The sequence below is a fragment of the Neorickettsia risticii str. Illinois genome, assembly GCF_000022525.1.
GTDB lineage: Bacteria > Pseudomonadota > Alphaproteobacteria > Rickettsiales > Anaplasmataceae > Neorickettsia > Neorickettsia risticii.
The window spans coordinates 635,737-659,339 of record NC_013009.1 but is presented as its reverse complement, the minus strand read 5'-3'; the positions used below and the strand labels follow the sequence as shown (position 1 = coordinate 659,339).

Sequence of the window (23,603 nt, the reverse complement as noted above, 5' to 3'; positions counted from 1 at the left end):
TTGATGGGTGGCTTACTTTTATATCTCGCATCCTTTGTGCTAGTGGTTTCTGTGATTGTCTTCGCACATGAGTTTGGGCACTATATTTTTGCCAAAATGTTTGGTGTGAAAGTAGAAGAGTTTTCAATTGGATTTGGGAAAGAATTATTTGGCTTCAATGACAAGTCGGGAACCAGATGGAAGCTCTCTATGATTCCGGCTGGTGGGTACGTGAAAATGTTCGGAGATTTAGATGAGAGCAGTGCTACAGATTTTGAGAAAATCCGTATGATGGATGATTGCATGAGAGCTCAGACTCTGAATTGTAAACCTCTATATCAAAAAGCGCTTGTTATTTTTGGTGGTCCTTTTGCTAATTTTGTTTTTGCGTTTTTGATTCTATCTTTCCTATATGGTTGTTTTGGAAAAGTCACTGTTGAGCCAGTGGTAGCATCTGTTATTAGGGATAGTCCGGCGGCACATGCAGGATTCAGAGTTGGGGACAGGATCTTAACAATGAACAATAAGCCTATCGTGAGTTTCGATGAAATTAGAAAATTCATTTACCTGAATCGTGATAGTGCGGTATCTTTCACTGTGTCGAGGAATGGTGATGAGATATCCATATCTGTAACTCCAAGGATTGAAGTTGGAGAAGATATATTCGGTAATCGTGAGGAGCTACCAAAGCTTGGAATAGAAGCATCAAAGATTCAGCGTAGCGAAATTGGAGTCCTGGATGCAATGCGATTTTCTTTGATTGAGATTGGTAATGTTGTTCATTCAACGCTAAAACTGCTCGGGCAGACGATTGCGGGAAAAGCAAAAACCGATGCAATAGGCGGCCCAATAAAAATTGCTAAATACTCCGGACAGTCAATGCGAATGGGATTCACCATGTTTTTGTGGTTCATGGCAATGTTATCGATCAATCTTGGTTTGTTTAATCTTTTTCCTATACCGATGCTTGATGGTGGGCACCTGCTTTTCTATTTGATTGAATGGATTAAGGGTGATAGAGTAGCGGTTGGCTTTCAGCAATGGGCAGGAAGAGCAGGGATGTTATTATTGATAGCTATCCTTGTTTTTGCTGTTTTTAACGATATTCGTTTTGTTCTCAGGTAGTTGATGCGAAAAAAACTTTTTTTTGGTTTGGCTTCTTTTTTTGTCAAGTTTTTGCTTTGCGGATGAGGTAGTCGAAATTAGAATTTCTGGCAATAAAAGAGTCTCCGAGACAACGGTCCGAGGATTGCTGCATGTTGAAGTGGGGCAGGATGTAGCTTCTGATGAGTTAAATGCAGTTTTTAAAAGGCTTACAGCGTCACGTTTGTTCAGCAGTGTGGAGCTGGATCTGACAGCTGGCATCCTAGAGGTAAAACTGCAGGAGAACCCAATACTCCGTAATGTTGTAGTTAAAGGAAATAAACTTCTTAGTAGAGCAGCGATCGATAAAATTCTTGTGTACAAAAAAGATGCGATCTTTGATGTTCACGAATTTGAGAACAGTATAACTGCTCTGAAGAGCTACTATAGAGATTCTGTCGTAGAGAAAACAGCTATTAGTTATAGAATTGTTCCAATAGATGAGAATAATGTAGATGTCGAGGTGACGGTAAAGGAAGCCAAGCCTACTGTTATTCGAGCAATAGAGTTTGAGGGTAATACGACGTATTCTGATAGGGTTCTCAAGCATGTTATCAGGAGCAGGGAAAAGAGCATACTAAGACTTTTTGGTACGGCGCACTACTACTCAAGGGAGAAATTAGAATTTGATAAGGATTTATTGGCCGATTTTTATCAAGGAAAGGGGTATTTTGACTATGCGTTAGAGGGCCTCGAGGAGAGAGAAAATGAAGATGGTGTTGTTCTAGTTTTCAAGCTAAAAGAGGGGGCTAGGTACAGCTTCGGTAGGGTAAGTGTTGTTTCAGAGAAAGGTGAGATAGAGATAAGTGATCTAAAAGAAAAGGTCAGGATAAGGGAGGGTGCTGTTTTCAATATAGGTGCTGTGAGGGAAAATGCCTTAACGCTGCTAAGTGTACTGAATGAAAGGGGACATATGTTTGTCAATGTTGTTCCTGAATATCATCCTGATGCTAATGGTAGGGTGGATCTTACGTATCATGTTGTTAGCACGAAGAAATATAGAATTCGAAAGATTAACATAAGTGGTAACACAAGGACTAAGGATACAGTCATCAGGCGCGAAATGCTCTTGAGCGAGAATGATTTGTACCAACCTAGTAAAGTTGCGGATTCGCGCAGACGGATACTTAATTTAGGTTTTTTTGACGAGGTTTACATAGAGGAACATAAAATTGATGGTCAAAATCTCATACTGGAGGTAAGAGTAAAAGAGCGTCCTACTGGGACGCTAAATCTGAGTGGTGGCTATGGATCAGATGTTGGTTTTTTCGGAAACTTTTCCTTTGTTGAGAATAACCTTTTTGGTACATCCGATCGTTTAGTTGTTGAGTTGCAAAAAGCTTCTTTGGGAAGTAATTACTCTATGGAGTTTCAGCGAAAACGAATCTTCGACACATTTATCACAGCGGGTGCGTCTGTCTTTTACAAGAACCGTAATGAAAAGGCGAATGGATTGTACAAATTCTCATCTGTTGGTGGTGATGGTTCAGTGAGTTACTCTCTTAGAGATGATTTACGTTTGCACCTTGGTTATTCATTGAGCTTCGATAAGATTTTCGATGTTGAGGGTGATGCGCCTGAATCTGTCAAGAGTAGCGCTGGAACCAAAATTCTCTCTGCGGTTAGTTATTCGCTCTTCCTGAATAAACTGGATAATTATTTTGTTCCTAGATACGGCTACGGAGTCAGATTCGGTAACAAATTTGCTGGCATTGGCGGAGATGTTAAGTTCTTACGATCTGATTTTAAAGCTGGTGGCTTTGTTTCTGTTTTTGATCAAAGCGCGGTTTTGAGCCTCATTGTGCGTGCAGGCAATATATTTGGATATTCTGGACAAGGCGTTGATGTTGCCAATAGGTTTTTCCTCAACGAAATGCGTGGGTTTGATAATCTTGGCATTGGTCCACGTGATGTCGAAACGGACGATGCCTTAGGTGGAAACTTTTTCATTCTTGGTACTGCGGAAGTGCAAGTGCCGATGAGGCTGCCTGTAGAGCTTGATTTGAAAGCTGCTTTTTTCTATGAGGTTGGTACTTTAACGGGTGTGGATGTTACTACGGAAAAAGTTTATGACTCACATGCTTTAAGGAGTAGTGTTGGCGCGGGTTTAGTATGGAATAGTCCGTTTGGTGTCCTGAGAGTGGATGTCGCTAAGGCTTTGGTAGAGGGAAAAGGAGATAAAGTGAAGACTGTAAAGTTCGGTATAGTGTCACCATTCTAGCGAATGTCAACCATATACGCGCTTTCTACTGTCTTTGGGAAGTCGGGTGTAGCCGTTTTTAGAATTTCTGGGCCAGATGCGCTACAAGCTCTAAAAGTCCTCGGGTTAGATATCAAGCGACCGCGTCCTAGGTTTGCGTATTTTACAAGACTTTTCGATGAGCAGCTCCTGATCGATGAGGTATTGGTTATTTATTTTGCTTCTCCTGCGAGTTTTACTGGTGAGGATGTTGTTGAAGTGCATTCACATGGTAGCATAGCAGTTCTGCGGTATATCAGTGAGAAGCTTTCTACTTTGTTCAAACCTGCTGAGCCGGGTGAGTTTACCAGGAGAGCAGTTCTGAATAACAGAATGGATCTCACTAAAGCAGAGGGCATAATAGATATAATTAACGCTGAGACGCGGGAACAATTAAAACAAGCCTCTCGGCATTTATCAGGGAAATTAGCTGAAGGATATCACTCTCTACGTAGTAAAATAATCAAAGTGCTTTCGTATTTGGAGGCTTATATAGACTTTCCAGATGAAGAAATACCAGAAACCGTACTTGTAGAGATACAACAATCGATCCTTGCTATACAACGCGACATTTCTCATTATCTTGCTGACGGTAAAGTTGGGGAAAAAATTAGAGAAGGTTTCTCGGTTGTAATAGTTGGGAAACCCAATGCAGGTAAATCAACTCTTTTTAACTATCTTGCTAAAAGGGATCTTGCAATTGTTACCGATATTCCCGGTACTACGAGAGATATACTTGAGGTAAGACTAGATTGTCATGGTTATCCACTGATCCTATCAGATACGGCTGGAATCCAGGAAACCTGTGATGCAATAGAAAAAATGGGTATAGCTAGGGCGCTCAAAAAAGCAACCGAAGCGGATGTAATTGTCTTTCTTAGAGATATAACCGAATTGCATGTTACAAATGCAAGACGCGAAGATGTAGCAAACTTCGTTATTGAGCGACATCTGGACAGGCAAATGGGGGATCTGGAAAGTAGAGAGCACATACACATTGATCAAAGACATGTGGATAAGCTTATGGGTTCAAGTGACTGGGCTTCGGAAATACAATCGGATGAGTCGGGTATTGGAAGTAAGAATATAAACTATCCGGATATTGAGAAGAGGGATCTCAATTTGCGAGATATTCTTCATGAACGGCATAAGGAGGAAGATTGTAATGTGCTGTATCATGGGATGATACAGGAGCACGATCCAGATGATGATGAGTGTAGTGATGACGTCGACGGAGGATTCAATGAATTATTTACGACAGCAAAGAGGCTAGAAATTCCTGTAGTAAAAGTTGTGACGAAGGCTGACATCGCGCCTACGCAATTGTCATTTTGGCAAGATAAGGGGTACATATGTGTATCCGTGTATGAAGGAGAAGGTATGCAGCTTCTTCTTGATAAAATCTTTGATATTATTTCGTCTTCAAATATTGAAGCGCACATCATTACACGTGCGCGGCACCGACTGGCATTGGAAAATGCTTTAGAGCATCTGGGACGTTTTAATACAGATCTTCCAATCGAGCTTGCGGCAGAGGAAATTAAACTTGCGGCCAATCATGTTGCATCTGTCACAGGTGAGATTAAGTTGGATGACATCTTGGATGAGATTTTTTCCTCGTTTTGCATAGGTAAATGAGATCATGTCGTTATTTATCTGGCGGATTGCTTGGACTGGTGCAAAAATATTGCCATACCAGATGACATATTTTCACGTTTAAGAAATTATCTTTTTCTCCGTGGTGCTGTATAGGGTTTTGGACGGGTTTTTGTATGGTGCACGTTAATGTCAAGGATATCTCTTGCATGCTGGTAAAAGTATTATATAGAGCTTTCAATGCTTTTGCAGTAATGATGCACTAATACTGAAAACATCTTTTGCATGTTAGTGAGAGCACTACAGAGAGTTTTTGATATTTTTCTGTGCGAAAGTACATCAACATTGAAAATGTCTTTTCTGCATTGGTTATTACACTAGGATGATTTATGGTACGAAGCAAGTGCATCTGTGCTAAACTCTCATCGCTTTTTATATGTGTATTTCTGATACCTGATGCCTGTATATATGCCGCATTGGCCTAAGCCACTAGGTGCTCGGCCTACTGAAATTGATCTGAAATTACATAGAGTAATAAGTGTGTTGCAAAGGCTTGAAAGTCCACATTTGTCTGTGCCACCAGTCATACATGTTGCTGGTACGAATGGTAAGGGTTCTACGACAGCATTTCTTCGAGCAATACTTCAGGCTTCAGGTTATTCGGTGAATGTTTATACGTCACCCCACCTAAGATACTTTAACGAACGAATAGTGCTTTGTAACAGGGAAATAAGTGATAAGTTTCTCTACGATGTTCTAGAAGATGTGAGAATTGCTTCCCAGGGCGAAAAATTAACTTTTTTTGAAGGGACCACACTTGCTGCGATTTTGGCTTTCTCGCGTAGTAATGCTGATTTTTCTCTGATTGAAACTGGCATGGGTGGTAGGCTAGATGCAACAAATGTTTTTTCTAAGCCAATAGCGACAATTATCACGGCAATAGATTTTGATCATACTTCTTATTTAGGTGCAACTATTGCTCAAATTGCATATGAAAAAGCTGGTATTATCAAGGATGGAGTTCCCTGCGTTATTGCAAGACAACATAGCGAAGCTATGGACATCATACAGGATGTTGCCAAGAGTAAAAGAGCTCCTGTTTTTAGGCAAGGGCATGAGTGGGACGTCGGGAATGATGGGAAGACGTTACAGTTTAGTGTTGGTTCACATGTGGAGGAATATCCACTCCCCAATTTGAGAGGCTTACACCAAATTGGGAACGCAGGTAATGCAATTGCTGCAGCAACAATTTTGAATAGTAGGTATAATTGTGATGCAATTAGTGTTGAATGTGTCAGTATCGGTATTAGAAATGCGGACTGGCCAGCTAGATTACAATTGATACGGGGCAAAAACAATAAGCTCGTTAGTATGCTTCCGGAAGACTGGGAGTTCTACATGGATGGAGCGCACAACCCTTCTGGAGCTAAAACTATTTCTGATTGGTTGGATAAAGGGAGGATCCATATCATTCTTGGCATGACAAGAGATAAGGATACAAAGGAGTTTGTATCCCGTCTTCTCAAGAATATCGAGAGTATCTCAGTAGTGTGTGTACAAGGTGAGCCACGTAGTAAGACGATTGAAGAAATCGCACAACCCATTCTTGAGCTAGGCTTGGAATGTAGAAAGAGCTCTTCTCTCGAAGATGCGTTTCATCATATTCTCAGTAGAGATTCAGGTATCAAGAAGATTCTGTTATGTGGATCACTATTTCTTTTTCGCGACATCGTCAGTTATGGTGAAATCGAGGGCTGTCTCTCTTAAGCTGCTTCTCTCGAATCAAGTGACTGCTCCCTTATTGTCTCTGAGCGAACAGGTAATATCACCCTTTTTGACGTGCTTCTATCTCGCCCCTGAAGTTTTTTATAAGACCTTGTATAGGCCAGGCAGCTGCATCACCTAGTGCGCATATAGTATTTCCCTCGATTTGTTTTGTGAGCTGTAATAAGAAATCGACATCGGATTTTTTTCCCTTACCTTCACTTAATTGTTTCATTAAGCTCCACAGCCAGCCTGTACCTTCTCGGCATGGTGTGCACTGACCACATGATTCGTGCATATAGAAATGTGAAAGTCTCTCTATGGCCCGTATTATGTCAGTTTCTTTGTTCATTACGATTATGCCGCCAGTCCCAAGGGCAGAACCTACTGCTCTTAGAGAATCAAAATCCATCGTGACTGTTTCTGCAACTTCCTTAGTGATCATTGGTACTGATGATCCGCCCGGTATCACTGCAAGAAGGTTGTCCCAGCCACCTATGACACCACCTGCGTACTTCTCAATCAGAAATTTTAGCGGTATTCCCAATGCCTCTTCGACATTACATGGCTTGTTTACGTGACCGGAGATGCAAAATATTTTCGTACCACAGCTATTTTTGACACCAAGATTTGCAAACCAATCGCTTCCCCTACTGAGTATTGTAGGGACCGATGCAATACTTTCCACGTTGTTTATTGTGGTGGGCTTACCGTATAGCCCACATCCAGCAGGGAAAGGAGGTTTCATTCTCGGCATGCCTCGCTTTCCTTCAAGTGATTCGAGTAAGGCTGTCTCTTCACCACAGATGTAGGCTCCGGCTCCTCTATGAACAAAAATCTTGAGTTGCTCAGGAATAAGATGCGCATCCATTGCTTCGTGTATGACCTTTTCTAGAACAAGAGATTCGTTATAGAACTCCCCGCGTATGTAAATATACGATACGTCTATGCGCATCGCATGACTTGCTAATACTATTCCTTCGATGAGTTTATGTGGCTCGAAACGTATTATGTCTCTATCTTTACACGTACCTGGCTCTGATTCGTCTGCATTCACTACTAGGTACGACGGTTTGCCAGCCTCTTTCTCTTTTGGCATGAAGCTCCACTTTATTCCTGTCGGGAAACCTGCACCTCCTCTTCCCCTTAGACCAGATTTTTTAATTTCTTCTATGATCCATTCAGGTTCCTTATCAAGAAATTTTTTGGTGTCCTTCCAATCACCGCGTCTGAGTGCCTCACTTAATGTGATGCTTTCTCTTTTTTGTATATTGCTAAAGATTCTATCTTCTGGTTTGAGCATGATTCTCTTTGTCTTACAGCGAGATTATACAAAAGGTTAGAGAGAAAGTCATAACATCAAATGTCTTTTTTTATGTTCAGTGTCTGGGAGGGGAATGTAATTTATTTTTGGTCGATCCCTTTGTAATTCTGGTGTATGTATACTTGCAGAGTTTCTGCTGTGTGAGTTTTAGCATTCCTGCATAACTTCATTCCAAGTACTGAATGCATGATCACAGCGCTCATTTTATGTGAGCTTAATGTTTCCATATGACATGACCCTGGTGGGGCCTGGCTAGAGGTTGATGTAAATCAATCGGATGATGTGATGAATATCCGTCTAGATATCACTGCTTTATCTGTCAAGTTTCCATAATTTCTTTCTTCCAGAGAAGTGCACCGGGTGTGGGCTGGTTATTTGATTGTTTAAGTTGATGCATCTTCTATGATTACTTGAGGTTTGTTGCTATATCCCAGGTTGTCAGCTTTTATCTTTACAAGAAAATTTGTGACTTCACAATTTAGAATTGCCTCTTTCAGTATAGGATCTGCCCTAAATGCAATCCCGCGAATGACTGTGTGTGTCCTTACATCTCTCAGTGTACATGCGATATGGCCATCCTCACCAATAACCCTGCTAGTGACGACTCTCACATCCTTGAGCACAAATTTAGGTTCGGGATTGCCCGAGCCGTGAGGTGCTAGAATTTTCAGGTCATCACAAAGGTCACTCGTGATTGTATCGATGTAAAGCTCGCTATCAATATGGATGCTTTCTTGTGTATCCACCTCTTTGAAGTACTCTTCAAAAAATTCTCTTATTGCTGGAATTTTTTCTGTTTCACATGAAAATCCAGCTGCCATTTTATGACCTCCACCTTCTATTATTAAGCCACTTTCTTTTGCGGCTATAACCGCCATTCCTATGTTTGCACCCTTTATCGAACGTGCACTTGCCTTAGCTATATTACCGTCAATACTGAGAATGATCGTTGGAAGGTGGTAAAGATCTTTAATCCTTGAAGCAACTATTCCTATTATTCCCTGGTGCCAATTTGCACTTGCTGCAAGAATGATCTTTTTACTTGTCTTCTCTACTTGGGTAATAACCTCCTGGAGTGCTGCTCTTTCGATTTCTTTTCTTTTTAGATTTAAAACACAGAGAGTTGTAGCTATCTCTTCTGCTTCAGCAGGGTTTTGGGTTGATAGCAACCTACTTCCTAACGAAGATTGGGATATTCTTCCTCCTGCGTTTATGTGTGGTCCTATCACATAACCTAAGTGATATGCCTCCAGGGTACTGAAGAGCTTCAATTCTTTGGTGAGTATACTTAATCCTAAGTTTTTTCTTTGGTCGATCACTTTTAGCCCTTGCTTAACAAAAGCCCTGTTGATTCCAGTAAGTCTAACGACGTCACATACTGTACCTAATGCAACGAGATCTAGGTAATTTATAAGATTGGGCTCCTTTTTATTATCAAAAAACCCTTTAGCCCTTAGGACAACATTTAATCCTATAAGTAGTAGAAACGATACTCCGACGGCTGCTAAGTGCTCAGTATATGCCACATTAGGTTGGTCAATTCTATTTGGATTAATTACAGCCGTGGCAGGAGGTATTACATCCGCGCTTATGTGATGATCTACAACTATTATGTCCAGGCCAATTGTATTTGCTACTTCTATTTCAGCGTGAGCTAGGATGCCGCAATCCACTGTGATGCAAAGTGTGTACCCTTCTTTTTTTAGTTGCATGAATGCAGCTTTGTTAGGGCCATAACCCTCAGTAATTCTATCTGGAATATATATGTCAACCTTTTTGCCTATCTCTCTGAAGTAATTTTTCAAAAGCGCAGATGAGGTTGCGCCATCAACGTCGTAATCACCATAGATAACAATTTTCTCATCTTCAGATATTGCTCTTAGTATCCTTTCTATTCCTTCTTTCATTCCAAGCAGACTGAACGGATCCGGTAAAGTATGCTTGAGTTTCGGATTAAGGAAAGTTGCGATATCGTCATCTGCTCCAACGCGATTGTATAAGACCGATGCAACTGTTAGTGACAGTCCAAATTTTTGTCTTAGGAAGAGCAGTTCTTTAGATGGTACGTGATTGTGAATCCAGACACTTCCTTTAATTGATTTTCTAGGGTGTTGCATTGTCTTTTACAATGTATTTCGATGAAGTGACTTTCATGTATATTCTACAGGGATCATACAGGATTTTCGACGCTGTTCTCGGATCTATAAGTCTTACGTGCTAGAATAGACCCATAGGAGTTGCTTTACTTTTCTCAGTTTAGTCCTTTCTAAGGTGATCATATTCCTGTTGTGTTACACTAGGATCTGCATGTAAATTGTGGGTGCCTAACAAAGGTATTTCATGTTTGCCCTGTATATAGTTCTTATACCATAGTTATTTATTAAACACCTGGAGACTATAGTGTTTATCACATCATAGCTGGACGTGAGCCTGTCACGCTGTGTGATCCTTTGAATGGTTTATACTCCACACTTACCTAAGGCGGATATGCAGGTTCTTAATAGCATTATGATAGGTTGTGTGCACCACGGTAATTGCTTATAGATGCTATGGTTCCTACCTTGCAATCCCAATTATAGGACTGAATTTTAGATATTCACCGTATTGCATCATTTAGGTTCTGAAACACGCTTGTACCATTCGTTTTCACTGCGAAGTAAAGTTGACGAAATATCTTTCTTTTTAATTAGTACAGGTGAGACGCGTTTTCTATCCACACATGAAATAAATCTTGATCTCATGTATTTATGGAGGAAATTTTCTCTGTCGAAAAGTGCAAATCTGACTTTTCGGATAATTTCTTTCCAATTTTCCCATGCATGAATTGTCATTATGCTGTCCATGCCCCCAATCCATGTGAAATCATAATGCGGGTATTGAGAAGTCAACTTCCTGAGAGTCTTATAGGTATATACGTCATCGCTATTAATGAGCTTAATTTTCTTATTAATACCTATCAATGTGCGGGCCATTTCAACCCTAATGTCGCAGGGAATATAACAAATCTGCTTTAGTGGATTCTTCCTACAAAAGAGCCACCAAACTTGATGCAAATTCAGGCGTTTTAGCGCCTCCAAAGAAATATATAAGTGTCCAGTATGTGGTGGATTGAAGGATCCCCCTAGTAGTCCTATTTTCAATGACATCGGAAAAGATTATGGTCGGGAAATGATAGGTAAATGTTCGAAAGCGGAGAATATTATCGAAGGTCTGTTTTTGTCAAATCCTTTTTAGCAACAATAATGGTGATGAACATTAGGGCGAAACGGGGTCGATATACAATAAAGATGTCAAAGAAGTAGGTACACGATTGCTGCTCACACTTGAAGCATCTGAAGCGCTCGGAACCGTATCATATTTTCTGACATCGATAAAGAAGCTCTTTGTGTTGGTAATGTGGGTTTTAAGAAACTCTACTTTGATTGAGTAATGCATGTGAGCGAGAATCCATCCGTTATCGTTTCGTTGATTAGAAGTTCTTGCCTAGACCTAAAACAAGATGATAAAAGAGGTAAAACTGCGATTTAGATTCTTATGTGTCTATTTAGGCAGGAATCACTTGATTATATCAAAAATGCTCCTATCAAGGCTGGCATTATAGCACACATCGCTAAGAATCATTCTAGTTATTTGTTTAGAGTCGTCCTCAAAAAGTATTTCCCTTATTTCGGCTGGAGAATGGCTAAGCACGAGGACATACTTTCTGTTTTTCGAGGATCTTTCAAGATAAAAGAGTCCACCCCTAATAGATTGTTTATACCTATGTAAGGCTCCGAGATCCGATATTGCTAATAATAGAGGATCCGACTTACCGACGAAGAAGCTCCTGGATTCCTTTAAAGTGGCATCACGATAAGTGATCATGCCCTTGTTCATCGCGACAGAGACACCTTCCTCGTGATAGTCAACCCTGAACTTATGAGGGACAGAAAGAAAAAGACTTCCGGTACTGAGTGTGCCATCAGGGTTATACTGAACAAAGGTAGCGCAAAGCGTCCTGAGTGAGGCCAGATAACTGACTAGCTCAGCATTATCAAGGGCGCAAGACGCACGCACGCAGCAAAAAGCGAGGACACAGAACAAAACTGCAAACCTCTTCACTGACACTGCACACCCAATTAAAAAGAAAAAGTAAAACTCTCAGTACTATTTCTTAGACAAGAGCGCCATAATCTCGTCAAGCCTTTTATCCATTTTTGCAAGACGCGCGCGCAGTTTTTTCAGTGATTCCTGAACCTCAGTCTTAAACGTATCCTCACCTGCTCCTTCTATGCCAGACATAAGGCTACCAAGCTTTTCAGGGTCCTTCATATACTCACTTTGGAGCTTCATAAAAGGAGCCAAAGCCTTCTGGAGAACCTCTGGATTCTCAGTGAATTTCTTAATCTGCTCCTGCACAGAAGCCATGTATTCTTCGGATAAATTTTCGAGATCCAAATCTAAATCTGCATCATCACCTTTTATGTTATCAGCCATAAAACCCCCGGATATCTAAACTCTTGAAGCTGCTCTGTATCAAAACTCCTGCGACCATGTTAACCTTTAAAAGGGTAGCTAGTCAATTAGATGTCTATATTTAACAAGGATTGTAAGACTCAAAGTATATTGAATTTATTAATTTCTAGCGTTTTTCACGATCTTGGTAATTGTGTTTCTCTATTGAGTTTGTTGGTCGAGGTCAATAGAGATGACCCAAAGGCCTTTGATTTTAACGAGTTGCTTGAGGTAAATTCTCGAATGCTCATAAACTTGCGTGTCCTGCAGTATATGTTCCTCGAAGGAAGTAAAGGTGCGAGAGCATTAGCAGATATTGAGCAGTATTTGCTCTATAAAGGAAAAAAGGCAGTTTTCCACTTTGGTATTGAATCTATCCAGGACGAATTTTTTGTCCTGATGTTGCATTCGTTGCTCCTCCTAAGTAGATTGCTTACCGACTATGCTAAAATTGATGTCTTTGCAGCCGATATGGAGCTGAAGTTCGCTGTGGTTTCTGATACTCCAATAGATGAAAAGCGACTTAAATTGTTTGACTGTATTGTTTCTGGTTCCGAGGATGAAATAGAACTTCCAGAGCACCATAGATCACACTTGTACTACATAAAGAGGCTTTTGATGGACTTAGGGTTGCACATCAATACTACCTTTGAGCCTAAAGAGTTCATGTTGCGTATTTTTCCTCGTGATTGATGCAATACGTTGTTGTGATTGGCGGGGGTCATGCTGGAGTTGAAGCTGCTGCTGCATCCGCAAGGCTTGGTGTCGAAACTCTCCTCGTGACAAACAGTGTAATGAACATCGGTGAGATGTCCTGCAATCCCGCGATAGGGGGAATAGGGAAGGGCAATGTCGTAAAAGAAATAGATGCCATGGGGGGTGTCATGGCTCTGGCTACAGATAGAGCCAGTATACATTCCAGGATACTTAATCGGAGCAAAGGGGCTGCTGTTTGGGGTCCTCGCGCCCAGGCTGATAGGAAACTTTACAAGTGTGCAGTGCTTGGGTTGCTTACCAAGTATGAGAAGCTCAGTATTCTTGAAGACCATGTCACTGATCTTGTTATTGAAAATGATCGTCTTATGGGTGTTGTCGGAGAAAAAACCGGAACTATCCGATGTAGTGCTGCTGTTTTAACTACTGGGACTTTCTTAAATGGTGTTATTCAGACTGGTAAGGAGAGGGTAGAGGGTGGTAGGTTTGGTGAAAAGGCATCCCAGTGCTTGGGAAATACACTCAGGCGACACTTCAAAATTGCTAGGTTAAGGACGGGAACCCCGGCACGTCTTTACAAAGACTCTATCAATTATTCTGCGCTTGTTGAGCAGCCAGGTGATTCGCCGCCTATACCGTTCTCATATATGAATACTGAAATAACGGTACCACAGGTTTCTTGCTATATAACTCATACAAATGGTAAGACTCACGAGATAATAAGAAATTCACTTAAATTTTCTGCAATTAGAAATGGTATATCTGCTAGGGGGCCACGCTATTGTCCGTCTATCGAGGATAAGGTTGTCCGTTTTGCCGAGAAGGATAGCCATCAAATTTTCCTAGAACCAGAAGGTTTAGACTCAGAACTCATATATCCAAATGGGATCTCCAACTCCCTTCCTAAGGAGATACAGGAAGAATTTATTCGCAGTATCGCGGGTCTTGAAAAAGCAAGGGTGGCAAGATACGCGTATACGATAGAATACGATTATATTGACCCAAGAGAATTACGTTCTACCTTGGAGAGTAAGCGGGTAAAAAATCTCTATTTTGCTGGTCAGATAAATGGAACGACGGGTTATGAAGAAGCGGCTGGTCAGGGTATTGTTGCTGGAAGTAATGCTGCGGGTGCAGGTCTGATAATTAGTAGGTCCGAGGGTTATATTGGTGTGATGATAGATGATCTCATCACGCTTGGTACCAACGGTGAACCATATAGGTTATTTACTTCTAGGGCAGAGTATCGGCTTAATCTGCGTCCTGATAACGCGGATTTTCGACTCACTGAAAAAGCATATAGAGTAGGTTTGGTTGATGAAGAACGCTACGCAGCGTACAGGAAGAAATACGAAACTTTTCATAAGTACAAAAGTAAGCTTAATGAACTTTCAACTACTCCTTACGAACTAGCAAAAATTGAAGGGATTTCAGTCGCTCAGGATGGAGTAAGGAAAAGTGCGTGGAATCTTATAACACAACCGCTTTTTGGTTTTGAAGATTTGTTGAGAATTTGGTCTGAGTTATCTGAGGTGCCGGAAGAATATAGAGAAATGCTTACTATTAACGCTAGATATGAGCCGTACTTACTCAGGCAGGAGCAGGATATAAAGCTACTTCGAAATAACGAGAAAGTTGTTATTCCTTCAAACTTTGACTTTGGTGCTATAAAGACCCTTTCATCGGAAATAATAGAAAAACTTCAAGCTGTGCGTCCGGAAACGCTTGCCCAGGCTAAGAGGATTTCAGGTGTTACGCCTGCTGCAATTGTGTCAATTTTGATCCATTTGAGAAGATTAAGTGCTGAAGGATCCCAGTCTTTTCCTAAGGATTTGGATCCGGCTCTTAACCAGTTAAATTAGTTTCAAAAAGAATCCACTCGTTAGTAGAATGACAATGTTTATCAGAGAAAGTGCTGACAGCGGTACGTGAAATAGGATCGAATTCCCTGCTTCAAAATTGTGTAATGCATTGAAAATCTTCCAGCTATAGATCGCAGTGATAATGCTTCCAATTATCAGAATCAGCAAAGTTAAATAGTGGTGCATGTGTACCGTGAGAAGAAGGAGCTCAAGCTTTCCTAGAAACCCCGCTGTAAAGGGGATTCCAGCTAAGCTGAGTGTTGCAATAAGAAGATAGATGTTTCTCATGGGCGACTGTTTGTGTCTTTTTTCAGTCTGATGTATTGGTCCTCCGGCTAGCATGAACAGTCCTGATTTGGTCACTGCGTGTGCAAGCATCTGGAGCATTGCAACCGAAACAGAGTAATCAGATCCAAGTGAAAGTGTCAAGGAGATATAACCAATTTGTGAAATGCTGGAATAGCTAAGCATTTGCCTTACGTCCTGCGTTGTGATTGCCTGCAGACCGCATACAAAAATTGCTAGCGTGCTTAAAATCAGTATCACCATGTTCAAAGGAAAGCCAGAAAGGACCAAGACACGTGCACCAAGGATCGTGTACACAAACTTAGCTAATAGATACAACCCAACTTTTGAGCTCACTCCCGACAAAAATGCTGCTACGGTTGTGCTTGTAGCGCTATAACAACGTACCAACCAGAAATGTAGAGGAAATAAAGCGCATTTGCCTATTATGCCAAGTATTACGAGTGTTGCACCTGCCCTGCCGACATGTGAACTTAGTACTATGTCTGACATGGAGGTGATGATTCCAACATTCAGGTGTCCAGTGACTGCATATATGAGTCCGATTCCAATCAAGTAGAACGTTGCAGCAATTGTTCCAATTATGAGATATTCAAATGCTGCTTTATATGATTCTTGTGTCCCTTTAGTTGCAACAAGCGTGTAGCTTGCTAGCGAGGAGAGTTCGAGAAAGACATAAATATTGAATAGGTCGTTTGATATTACCATCCCCGAAAGACCAGTGTGACACAGCATCAAGATGCTATAGAAAAGACTTTCTCTATCTTTCTGGAATGAGTGCAGTACGGTCAGGGCTGTGACCGTATTGAGGAGAAGTAGCATAATTGCCGTGTAGTGATCGGCTGCAATTTCGATTCCGTAGATGGACTCCCATCCACCAACCGTGAGTGATATTTTCGTTCCTTGTGAGGTGTGTGCAAATATCGCGATTGAGCTGCCAATACCAAACGTCTGTGCAACAAGCAAGAGCGCACGCTTATAGACTTTCCCATTTGAAAAGACCAATAAGAGCGCGGCAAGCAGGGGTGAGATCACCTCTAGGATTAAAAGAGTTTGGTACATTCTTGAATCAACTCTTCCTATATATGTGGTATGTTAAATCAATTTTGTGAAGCAATATATTTGTGTTCACTGCTACACCTCTCCAAAATCAGTGACACCTACTGCAGCGTAAATAGGGAAGAGTTGAGATAGCTAGGGCAATCACGAGACCGTACAAACCGACTTCACCTATAGAACTCACCTCAATGGGGCAGCTCTACGCAGATGAGAAGGCAAACAAACCATCTGTCACGCGAACTTCGATAACTTTTCCAGGCAACGCTCTAATACAGCTGCAACAGTCAAACCAAAGTGATTATACACCTTATCGTACGGTGCGGATACACCAAACTCCGTGATATTAAAAAGTGACTCTGAATCCACACCAAACATGGAGCTAATCATTAAACCTGAGCTTGCTTCGACAACAAATGGTATGCTGTCAGGTTCAATTAATTGTTTCCTATTTTGGTTAGTTGAGTTTCTCTTGAGAATGGAAATGCAGGGCACAGATAGCAGGTCTGTTGGATAGCCTAACTTTTCCAATGCACTTTGAACTTCAGCACAGATGCTAACTTCGGACCCGCTTGCCAAAAGGGAAACCTTTGCTTTTTGAGATGCTTTCTTTATCAGGTATGCACCTTTACAGCACATGTTTTCTTCTGGGAATTCCCTTTGCAAATAATTTACCTTTTGCCGAGACAAAACTATTACTGACGGTGCATTTGTAATACTCAAAGCGGCTTGCCAGGATTCCACTACCTCTATATGGTCACATGGCCTGAAAACATACAAATTTGGAATAAGATTTAAACTGTCTAGCTGTTCAACCGGTTGATGAGTCGGTCCGTCTTCACCAACACCTATTGAATCGTGCGTCATCACATATATGCTTTGTAGACCCATCAACGCAGACATCCTGATAGAGGGCCTCATATAGTCTGAGAAGATAAGGAAAGTTCCGCCATATGGAATAATGTTTCCGTGTAGAGCCATACCATTCATACATGCTCCCATGAAATGTTCTCTGACACCGTAGTGTATGTAATTACCATTATAATTACGGGCACTTATTGGTTTAAATGGTTCTGGGATCACGTTATTGGAGTCAGTAAGATCACACGAACCACCAAGCATCTCAGGTATTTTACTTGTGAGAAATTTTACCACTCTTCCTGAAGATTGCCTTGTTGCTTCGGAGAAAACTTCTTGACTGAAATTCTTCAGTTCATCGAATATCTCTGTGTATTTTAGTGGATGATATTCTTGTGGCTCGGTGCATAGATCTTGCATTGAGCTTTTTGAGTTGGACTTACCAATACTGCTGTCTGAGGTTGTAGTATGACACAATGCTTGTTTATCTCTGGATATCAGTAGTTCAGGACTATTGCACACACCACCATTTACGTCGTTCTGCTTTTGAGGTTCTCCATAGGAATTATTCATACCCTCTAGATAAGGTGTTACTGATGCAGAAATATAATCTTCTTCATTTGAAGGATTACCTTGTGTTTTGGTTGAGGCTTTGCAACTGCTCAAAAGAAAATCAGTGTTACGGCTGGCTCCTGTTTTTCCCAAGGCTAATGAAACTTCTGCAGGAAGATTATTGTAAGCGAGTTGCCATTCCTGATATTTTTCTAGACTGCCCAAGGAGCGCCACTTCCGTAGGACGTCTTCGGGGATAGAGAATTCTTCTAATGTGTATTCCAACCTTTTCCTAAATGCGATTACTTCTTCTCGTGTGAGGCCACCACTGTGGGTCTTGTTGGTACCTTCCTTTGGCATGAATTTGCCTATCACTGTTTTTGCCGCAATCAGAGATGGCCTATCAGATGATCTGGCATTTGCTATTGCACCCTCTATTGCAGCAAAGTCGTGGCCATCTATTTGCTGCACATCCCATCCATAACTTTCAAAACGTTTTAGATTATTATCTGATGAGCATAATGATGTGCTCCCGTCGATTGAAATTCCGTTGTCATCGAAAAAAAGTATTATCTTACGGAGTTTCATGTGGCCAGCAAAAGATGCTGCTTCGTGGCTGATTCCCTCCATAAGACATCCATCTCCAGCAATGATGTAAGTATAGTGGTCTATGATATTCCCGAAGCGGCTGTTTAATGTTGCTTCTGCAAGTGCCATTCCTATGCCCGTTGCAAGACCCTGTCCAAGAGGTCCAGACGTATTTTCTATTCCTTTTGCGATCCTGTACTCAGGGTGTCCAGGTGTTTTCGAGTGCAACTGCCTGAAATTTTTGAGTTCTTCAATCGTGTAGTCCGGATAACCGGTTAGGTACAGTAGAGAATACAATAGCATCGAGCCATGGCCTGCTGACAATACAAAACGATCTCTATCAGGCCAGTCAGGGTCGTTAGGACAAAACTTGAGGAACTTTGTGAAGAGGACAGTTGCGACATCTGCCATTCCCAAGGGCATTCCAGGATGCCCAGAATTTGCACGGCTCACTGCATCTATAGTCAATGCGCGTATTGCTGCAGACATCCTCCTCATAGTTATTTGCTCTGGTCATGAGAAAAGGGAGATTATAACACATGCTAATTCCTGAGTCCTTAGTTTTAACACTGGACGATATTCAAGTGCATACATTTTGTTGTTACCTGTTTAAAGGTTAATAAAGAGAAATTATAAGCAAGTACCGTACTTCTGATCTTTGAGTTGTCATTGAAGGGCAGATTTCTATCTGCCAAGCTGGTTTTCTGACTTGCCTACATTAAAGGTAACCGACTGAATGGTTGGATTGTACAGACGCACGTTCATTGCTGGACCACATCTAGCTTTTGATGCTGGATAAGTCATTGACAGAAAGTGCATAAAACTTATCACGTGTGCTAGCTGCTTTTGGTTTTTCTTGCGTCTTCTCTCGAATTCTTGTTGTTTTTCCGTGTTTATAAACTGATACAAGTAGTAGTGCTGGAATGCGCTTTCCTCGTTGGCCCCACTTAGCTTTTCATCTTTCTCGTCGTGAAGTTCGGGCAGAGTAACCTTTGGAAGAGGTATTTTCTCTCTTTCGTACTTTATTAACTGGAGAACTTTGGAAAAGGGCTTCTTCTTTCCCTCAACTTTCACAGAAAATATTTTCGACGGTGCAACCGCATTGTAGAAACGTACAAGAATTTTTTTTACAAAAACATAAAGCTTTCCCATATCTTACAAGCTAGCTTAACTCACGAAATATTACCGGTTGTTGAGTTCTATAAAGTCTCCAATCTATCTTAAGATCCTACGATTAATATCAACTTCACTGCAGCAGCAGTGCAATCGTTCAACTTTTACGATTAATACGTGTCTCAAAACAAAATCACGAAGCATAATCCTTTTCTTTTTGATTTGCATTTTATCTAAGAAGCATCCTCTTTACTGGAGCAAACTTTCTTCTATGGTGATCTGTAACTCCGTATTTTGCTAGTGCCTCGAGGTGTTCCTTTGTTCCATAACCTTTGTTAAATCTCCAACGGTAATACGGATATGTCAGGTCTAATTCTTCCATCCACCTATCCCGAGTAACCTTTGCAACAATTGAGGCAGCCTTTATTTCTTCATAAATCTTATCACCAGAGACTACACTTTTTACTTCTTTATATTTTGCTGCATTATTAATAATATCTCTACCGTCTATAAGTACTGTTGTTGGTACTACGGGAAGTCTTTCTAGTGCTCTTTCCATGGCCAGCAAGGTTGCATTCAGAATATTCATTGTCTCTATTTCTTTCACAGTGCTCATTCCTATAGCATTATAGGAGTTACTCATAATTTTCTCATACCACGATAGCCTTGCAGCAGGAGAAAGTACTTTTGAGTCCCCGGGGATTGCTAGATTTTCTGTTAAAATAACTGCACATGCCACGACCGGTCCAGCTAAGCAACCTCTTCCCACTTCATCTACTCCTGCAATGAGTCCATTTTCTGATTTTCTGTATACCATGTACTAGATTTAGATATTGAGCTATTTTCGCAATGACGAATTTGTGAGTGCCCAGAGTATAGTAACTTCGTGATTTTACTTTGCAGAGAGTGATTTTAAAATGGTAGGCTAGGCAACCTTTGGTGTGGTGATATCATTTCTGGTTAGCTTACACCGAGAAGATGGAAATAAAATATGCTCTTGATGAAATAAACCAAGTCGCCAAGATGATCGTTTCCATATTGGAAGGCAAACGAACTATCTTGTTATATGGAGACCTTGGTGCTGGTAAGACACACCTTTCTGCTGAAATAATAAGATGTCTTTTCGCAAAGATGGATTTAATCGTGCAAAGTCCAACCTACAGTATCGTAAACATATATCGATCTGATGCTTGTGATGTAGCTCACCTTGATCTCTACCGTATTAAGAGTACAGAAGAATTGTACGAACTTGGATTGCAGGAGGTCCTCAAAAACTACTTTTGTCTAATAGAGTGGCCTGAAGTTATGAAGAATTTTTCTGTTAATGCATCTGGAATTCTTCATATTACAATCACCGTGATAGGAGACGATAAGAGAATGCTTCGCTTAGATTGATGAAGCGTTGCTGTTTTGGTTTTGCAAGCGCAATTCTGATGATGCTATTACGTACCGTATTTCTGATGGCTTACAAAGCGCAGCCATCTCAATTGTGTGAATTTTAGAAAATCAGAATGCAAGGTGCGTTTTGAGTTCTGCTTACTGAATGATCAGCCTAGCTCTAGTCCCGTTATTTTTTTATCATCGATATCCAATTCATTATGATGCACGAGCAAGATAATTCCATTGCGTGCTAGTCTTAAATCGAAGAGTTCTGTGAATAGTTTTATACTTTTCTTGTCCAGATGGATAAAAGGTTCATCAAGTATCCAAATCTTCGAGTTGAAGAGCAGCAATTTTGACAGACTCACTCTTTTCTTCCAGCCGCTAGAGAGTTTTCTTACTTCTATGTTCGATATTTTCGTCAGGTCGAAAAATTCTAATGTAGCTTGGAGTAAATGGGTACGATCTCTGAGATTCGCCCAAAAATAGAGGTTCTCTAGTACAGTACGTTCCTCATCACAGGCTAGTTTTTCTCCAATATAAGTGATCTCACTATGAGGCTGAATTTTTTGAGTAAAATTTTCTCCAACACCTGTGCCCATAAACTTCTTGGTTTCTCTTTTCTCATCATGCTTGGCTTTATTGCACAAAGCGCTCTCTGCCACATTTGCAGTTTTTAGTTTGTTGTGTGTGTCACCCAGGCTTTGATTGTTGACAATTTTATAAGGACAGTGCGTATATTCTGATTGTTTAACTGACTTGTTTTCTACTTCAGTGTGGTTTCTGGCTAGGTTTTCCTTTTTTTCAATTCTTTCTGTATTGAGTGTCTTATCATGTTGTTTTCCTTCTTCATTATAAATATCTTTTAGCTCATTATTTCTGGCTTCTTCCTGTGAATAAAATGATATGCTTCCAGAAAAGGTTTTGAGCACCCCCGCAATGATGCGTAAAAGTGTTGTTTTCCCAGTTCCATTATCGCCTCTAATCCACAAAATCTGGCCACTTTTCACGGAGAAGTTTACATCTGAGAGAATCTGTATTCCCTCCCTAGCAAAACCGATATTTTTTCCATCTATTCTAAGCATACGAAAGAAAGTCTTTTACATATGGATTGTCGATTGTGTCTAATGAACCCGTGTCTCCTTGCCATATGATCTTCCCCAAGTGCAGCATAGCAACTCTGTCTGAAACTTTTCTGCTGCACTTAAGGTCGTGTGTCACGATTATACTGGAGACCTTTTCTTGCATGGTATATTCTCTGATCATCTCTGTTATCTTGTTAGCAGTTACTGGATCGAGTCCAGTTGTTGGCTCATCAAAGAAGATGATTTCTGGCTGTGTGATAATCGTTCTTGCGACGGCTATCCTCTTTTTCATTCCTCCAGATAGTGCCGATGGATATGATGCCAAGATCGTGAGTGGTAGCTCAGTCTTGCAAAGGATTTTCTTGGATAATTCAATTGCTGCTTGTTTACTCATTCCTTTCCTTTGGGTCAGCGGGAAACATAAGTTTTCCAAGATTGTCATGCTGTCGAAAAGGCAGTCGTTCTGAAAAGAGATTGCTATATTGTGTTTTTTCATAATTTCTTCTACATTCTCTTTGACTTCCTTACCGTCAACGAAGACCACACCCTTGTTTCTTGGTATAAGTCCGATAATCGACTTGAGTAAAACGGATTTACCCTCACCAGACTTACCAATCACGGATAAATTTTCTCCAGGAGAGAGATCGAGGTTTATGTTATCTAAGATGCTTCTGTTGTAGAAAGATACCGAAAGGCCACGAACACTGATCTTATTTTCCATGGAATATCGCTAATGTAATCAGATAGTTTGACAACAGTATTAGGACAAAGGATGCCACCACTGAGTTCGTTACGGCTATTCCGACCCCTTTTGCACCATGTGTGGCTCTCAAAGCATTGAAGCAGCTTACACTTGCTGTAATAAAGCCAAAGAAGAATGCTTTTGTCATTCCAGACATAAGATCCGCGTACGTGATAAAGGTAAGTGTGTCTGATATGTAAAGCATTTTGCTAAAGGCAAATTTATATGTTCCTATAAGGTAACCACCAAGCATTCCAAACAGTGCGGAAATTATTTCTAGCACAGGAAAAGAAATCAATGCTGCGATGATCTTGGGAAGTACAAGGTACGCATGCACATTGATCGAGAGTGACCTCAATAGGTCCACTTGTTCTGTAACTCGCATTGTTCCTATCTCTGCTGCTATTGTCGAAGCAACTCGTCCTGCAACTACTATACCAACAACAACGGGTCCTATTTCCCGAGTGATCGATTTTGCTAGGATTTGCGCAACCATCGTTTGTGATTGAAAAAGATCAAGGCCAGTATAGGTATGGAGCGCTAACATTGCTCCCATAAACACAGCAGAAAATGCAACGATTGGCATCGAGTAATATCCTATCAGGAATAGCTGTTTTATTATTTCTAGAAAATACATCTTCCTACCGCTCAGGAAGATGTTTAGGTTGAAAAGCGTAAAATCACCGAGGATCTTAATTGTATTTTTAATATGATTATACATCGTGCAATGTCCGTACGAACACGAATGTTCTTTTCTAGTCAGAAAAGTAGAAAAGATCGTCCTGCTCTTATATCAATTGAAGATAAG

General features: G+C 40.8%; 19 protein-coding genes. 7 read left to right on the top strand and 12 right to left on the bottom strand.

Annotated features, from left to right (window positions below; genetic code table 11):
• Positions 1-3 precede the first annotated feature (3 nt).
• From rseP to NRI_RS02995, 4 genes are all read left to right on the top strand, one after another.
• Complete coding sequence (gene rseP / locus NRI_RS03010; protein WP_015816561.1) at positions 4-1,104, top strand: RIP metalloprotease RseP; 1,101 nt, start codon at positions 4-6, stop codon at positions 1,102-1,104.
• A 40-nt stretch (positions 1,105-1,144) separates the two neighbouring features.
• Positions 1,145-3,343 (top strand): outer membrane protein assembly factor BamA, encoded by a 2,199-nt coding sequence (gene bamA / locus NRI_RS03005; RefSeq protein ID WP_238522981.1) that lies wholly within the window; start codon positions 1,145-1,147, stop codon positions 3,341-3,343.
• Positions 3,344-3,346: 3 nt separating this feature from the next.
• Entirely contained in the window at positions 3,347-4,999 is a 1,653-nt protein-coding gene (gene mnmE, locus NRI_RS03000) for a tRNA uridine-5-carboxymethylaminomethyl(34) synthesis GTPase MnmE (protein ID WP_015816559.1), read from the top strand.
• Between the two features lie 426 nt (positions 5,000-5,425).
• Positions 5,426-6,724, top strand: coding sequence for a bifunctional folylpolyglutamate synthase/dihydrofolate synthase (locus NRI_RS02995; RefSeq protein ID WP_081436407.1), 1,299 nt, complete (start codon positions 5,426-5,428; stop codon positions 6,722-6,724).
• 58 nt (positions 6,725-6,782) lie between these two features.
• On the opposite strand, the gene nuoF is transcribed toward NRI_RS02995, so the two are convergent.
• The 5 genes from nuoF to NRI_RS02970 all read right to left on the bottom strand — a co-directional run bounded on the left by nuoF (position 6,783) and on the right by NRI_RS02970 (position 12,521).
• Positions 6,783-8,024 (bottom strand): NADH-quinone oxidoreductase subunit NuoF, encoded by a 1,242-nt coding sequence (nuoF, locus tag NRI_RS02990; RefSeq protein WP_015816557.1) that lies wholly within the window; start codon positions 8,022-8,024, stop codon positions 6,783-6,785.
• Positions 8,025-8,428: 404 nt separating this feature from the next.
• Entirely contained in the window at positions 8,429-10,162 is a 1,734-nt protein-coding gene (gene recJ, locus NRI_RS02985; protein ID WP_015816555.1) for a single-stranded-DNA-specific exonuclease RecJ, read from the bottom strand.
• 492 nt (positions 10,163-10,654) lie between these two features.
• The gene (locus NRI_RS02980) at positions 10,655-11,191 is read right to left on the bottom strand and encodes a nicotinate-nucleotide adenylyltransferase (protein WP_049751178.1); all 537 of its coding nucleotides are present in this window, start codon (positions 11,189-11,191) and stop codon (positions 10,655-10,657) included.
• Between the two features lie 409 nt (positions 11,192-11,600).
• Positions 11,601-12,152: a LolA family protein gene (locus NRI_RS02975; RefSeq protein WP_015816553.1), complete on the bottom strand. Its 552-nt coding sequence runs from the start codon at positions 12,150-12,152 to the stop codon at positions 11,601-11,603.
• 39 nt (positions 12,153-12,191) lie between these two features.
• Positions 12,192-12,521, bottom strand: coding sequence for a hypothetical protein (locus NRI_RS02970; protein WP_015816552.1), 330 nt, complete (start codon positions 12,519-12,521; stop codon positions 12,192-12,194).
• Positions 12,522-12,611: 90 nt separating this feature from the next.
• On the opposite strand from NRI_RS02970, the gene NRI_RS02965 reads away from it, so the two are divergent.
• Together NRI_RS02965 and mnmG are read left to right on the top strand one after the other, a co-directional pair.
• Positions 12,612-13,232 (top strand): hypothetical protein, encoded by a 621-nt coding sequence (locus NRI_RS02965; protein ID WP_015816551.1) that lies wholly within the window; start codon positions 12,612-12,614, stop codon positions 13,230-13,232.
• Positions 13,229-15,115 (top strand): tRNA uridine-5-carboxymethylaminomethyl(34) synthesis enzyme MnmG, encoded by a 1,887-nt coding sequence (gene mnmG, locus NRI_RS02960; RefSeq protein ID WP_187146002.1) that lies wholly within the window; start codon positions 13,229-13,231, stop codon positions 15,113-15,115. Before NRI_RS02965 ends, mnmG begins: the two co-directional genes overlap by 4 nt.
• Here the strand turns inward: mnmG and NRI_RS02955 are convergent.
• The 4 genes from NRI_RS02955 to NRI_RS02940 form a co-directional block, all read right to left on the bottom strand.
• The gene (locus NRI_RS02955; RefSeq protein WP_015816550.1) at positions 15,107-16,483 is read right to left on the bottom strand and encodes a proton-conducting transporter transmembrane domain-containing protein; all 1,377 of its coding nucleotides are present in this window, start codon (positions 16,481-16,483) and stop codon (positions 15,107-15,109) included. The two genes, mnmG and NRI_RS02955, sit on opposite strands and share 9 nt — an antisense overlap.
• A 228-nt stretch (positions 16,484-16,711) precedes the next feature.
• On the bottom strand, positions 16,712-18,964 hold the full coding sequence (locus NRI_RS02950; protein ID WP_407635189.1) for a transketolase family protein: 2,253 nt from the start codon (positions 18,962-18,964) through the stop codon (positions 16,712-16,714).
• A gap of 195 nt (positions 18,965-19,159) precedes the next feature.
• The gene (locus NRI_RS02945; protein ID WP_015816547.1) at positions 19,160-19,627 is read right to left on the bottom strand and encodes a hypothetical protein; all 468 of its coding nucleotides are present in this window, start codon (positions 19,625-19,627) and stop codon (positions 19,160-19,162) included.
• A 190-nt stretch (positions 19,628-19,817) separates the two neighbouring features.
• Entirely contained in the window at positions 19,818-20,405 is a 588-nt protein-coding gene (locus NRI_RS02940; protein ID WP_015816546.1) for a ribonuclease HII, read from the bottom strand.
• A gap of 161 nt (positions 20,406-20,566) precedes the next feature.
• Here NRI_RS02940 and tsaE point away from each other — a divergent pair, with 161 nt between their 5' ends.
• On the top strand, positions 20,567-20,983 hold the full coding sequence (gene tsaE / locus NRI_RS02935) for a tRNA (adenosine(37)-N6)-threonylcarbamoyltransferase complex ATPase subunit type 1 TsaE (protein ID WP_015816545.1): 417 nt from the start codon (positions 20,567-20,569) through the stop codon (positions 20,981-20,983).
• Between the two features lie 152 nt (positions 20,984-21,135).
• On the opposite strand, the gene NRI_RS02930 is transcribed toward tsaE, so the two are convergent.
• The 3 genes from NRI_RS02930 to NRI_RS02920 are packed head-to-tail and all read right to left on the bottom strand — an operon-like array spanning position 21,136 to position 23,516.
• On the bottom strand, positions 21,136-22,053 hold the full coding sequence (locus tag NRI_RS02930; RefSeq protein ID WP_015816544.1) for an ATP-binding cassette domain-containing protein: 918 nt from the start codon (positions 22,051-22,053) through the stop codon (positions 21,136-21,138).
• Positions 22,046-22,774: an ABC transporter ATP-binding protein gene (locus tag NRI_RS02925; RefSeq protein ID WP_015816543.1), complete on the bottom strand. Its 729-nt coding sequence runs from the start codon at positions 22,772-22,774 to the stop codon at positions 22,046-22,048. The genes NRI_RS02930 and NRI_RS02925 overlap by 8 nt, the downstream gene beginning before the upstream one ends.
• Positions 22,764-23,516 (bottom strand): MlaE family ABC transporter permease, encoded by a 753-nt coding sequence (locus NRI_RS02920; RefSeq protein ID WP_015816542.1) that lies wholly within the window; start codon positions 23,514-23,516, stop codon positions 22,764-22,766. The genes NRI_RS02925 and NRI_RS02920 overlap by 11 nt, the downstream gene beginning before the upstream one ends.
• Positions 23,517-23,603: the final 87 nt, after the last annotated feature.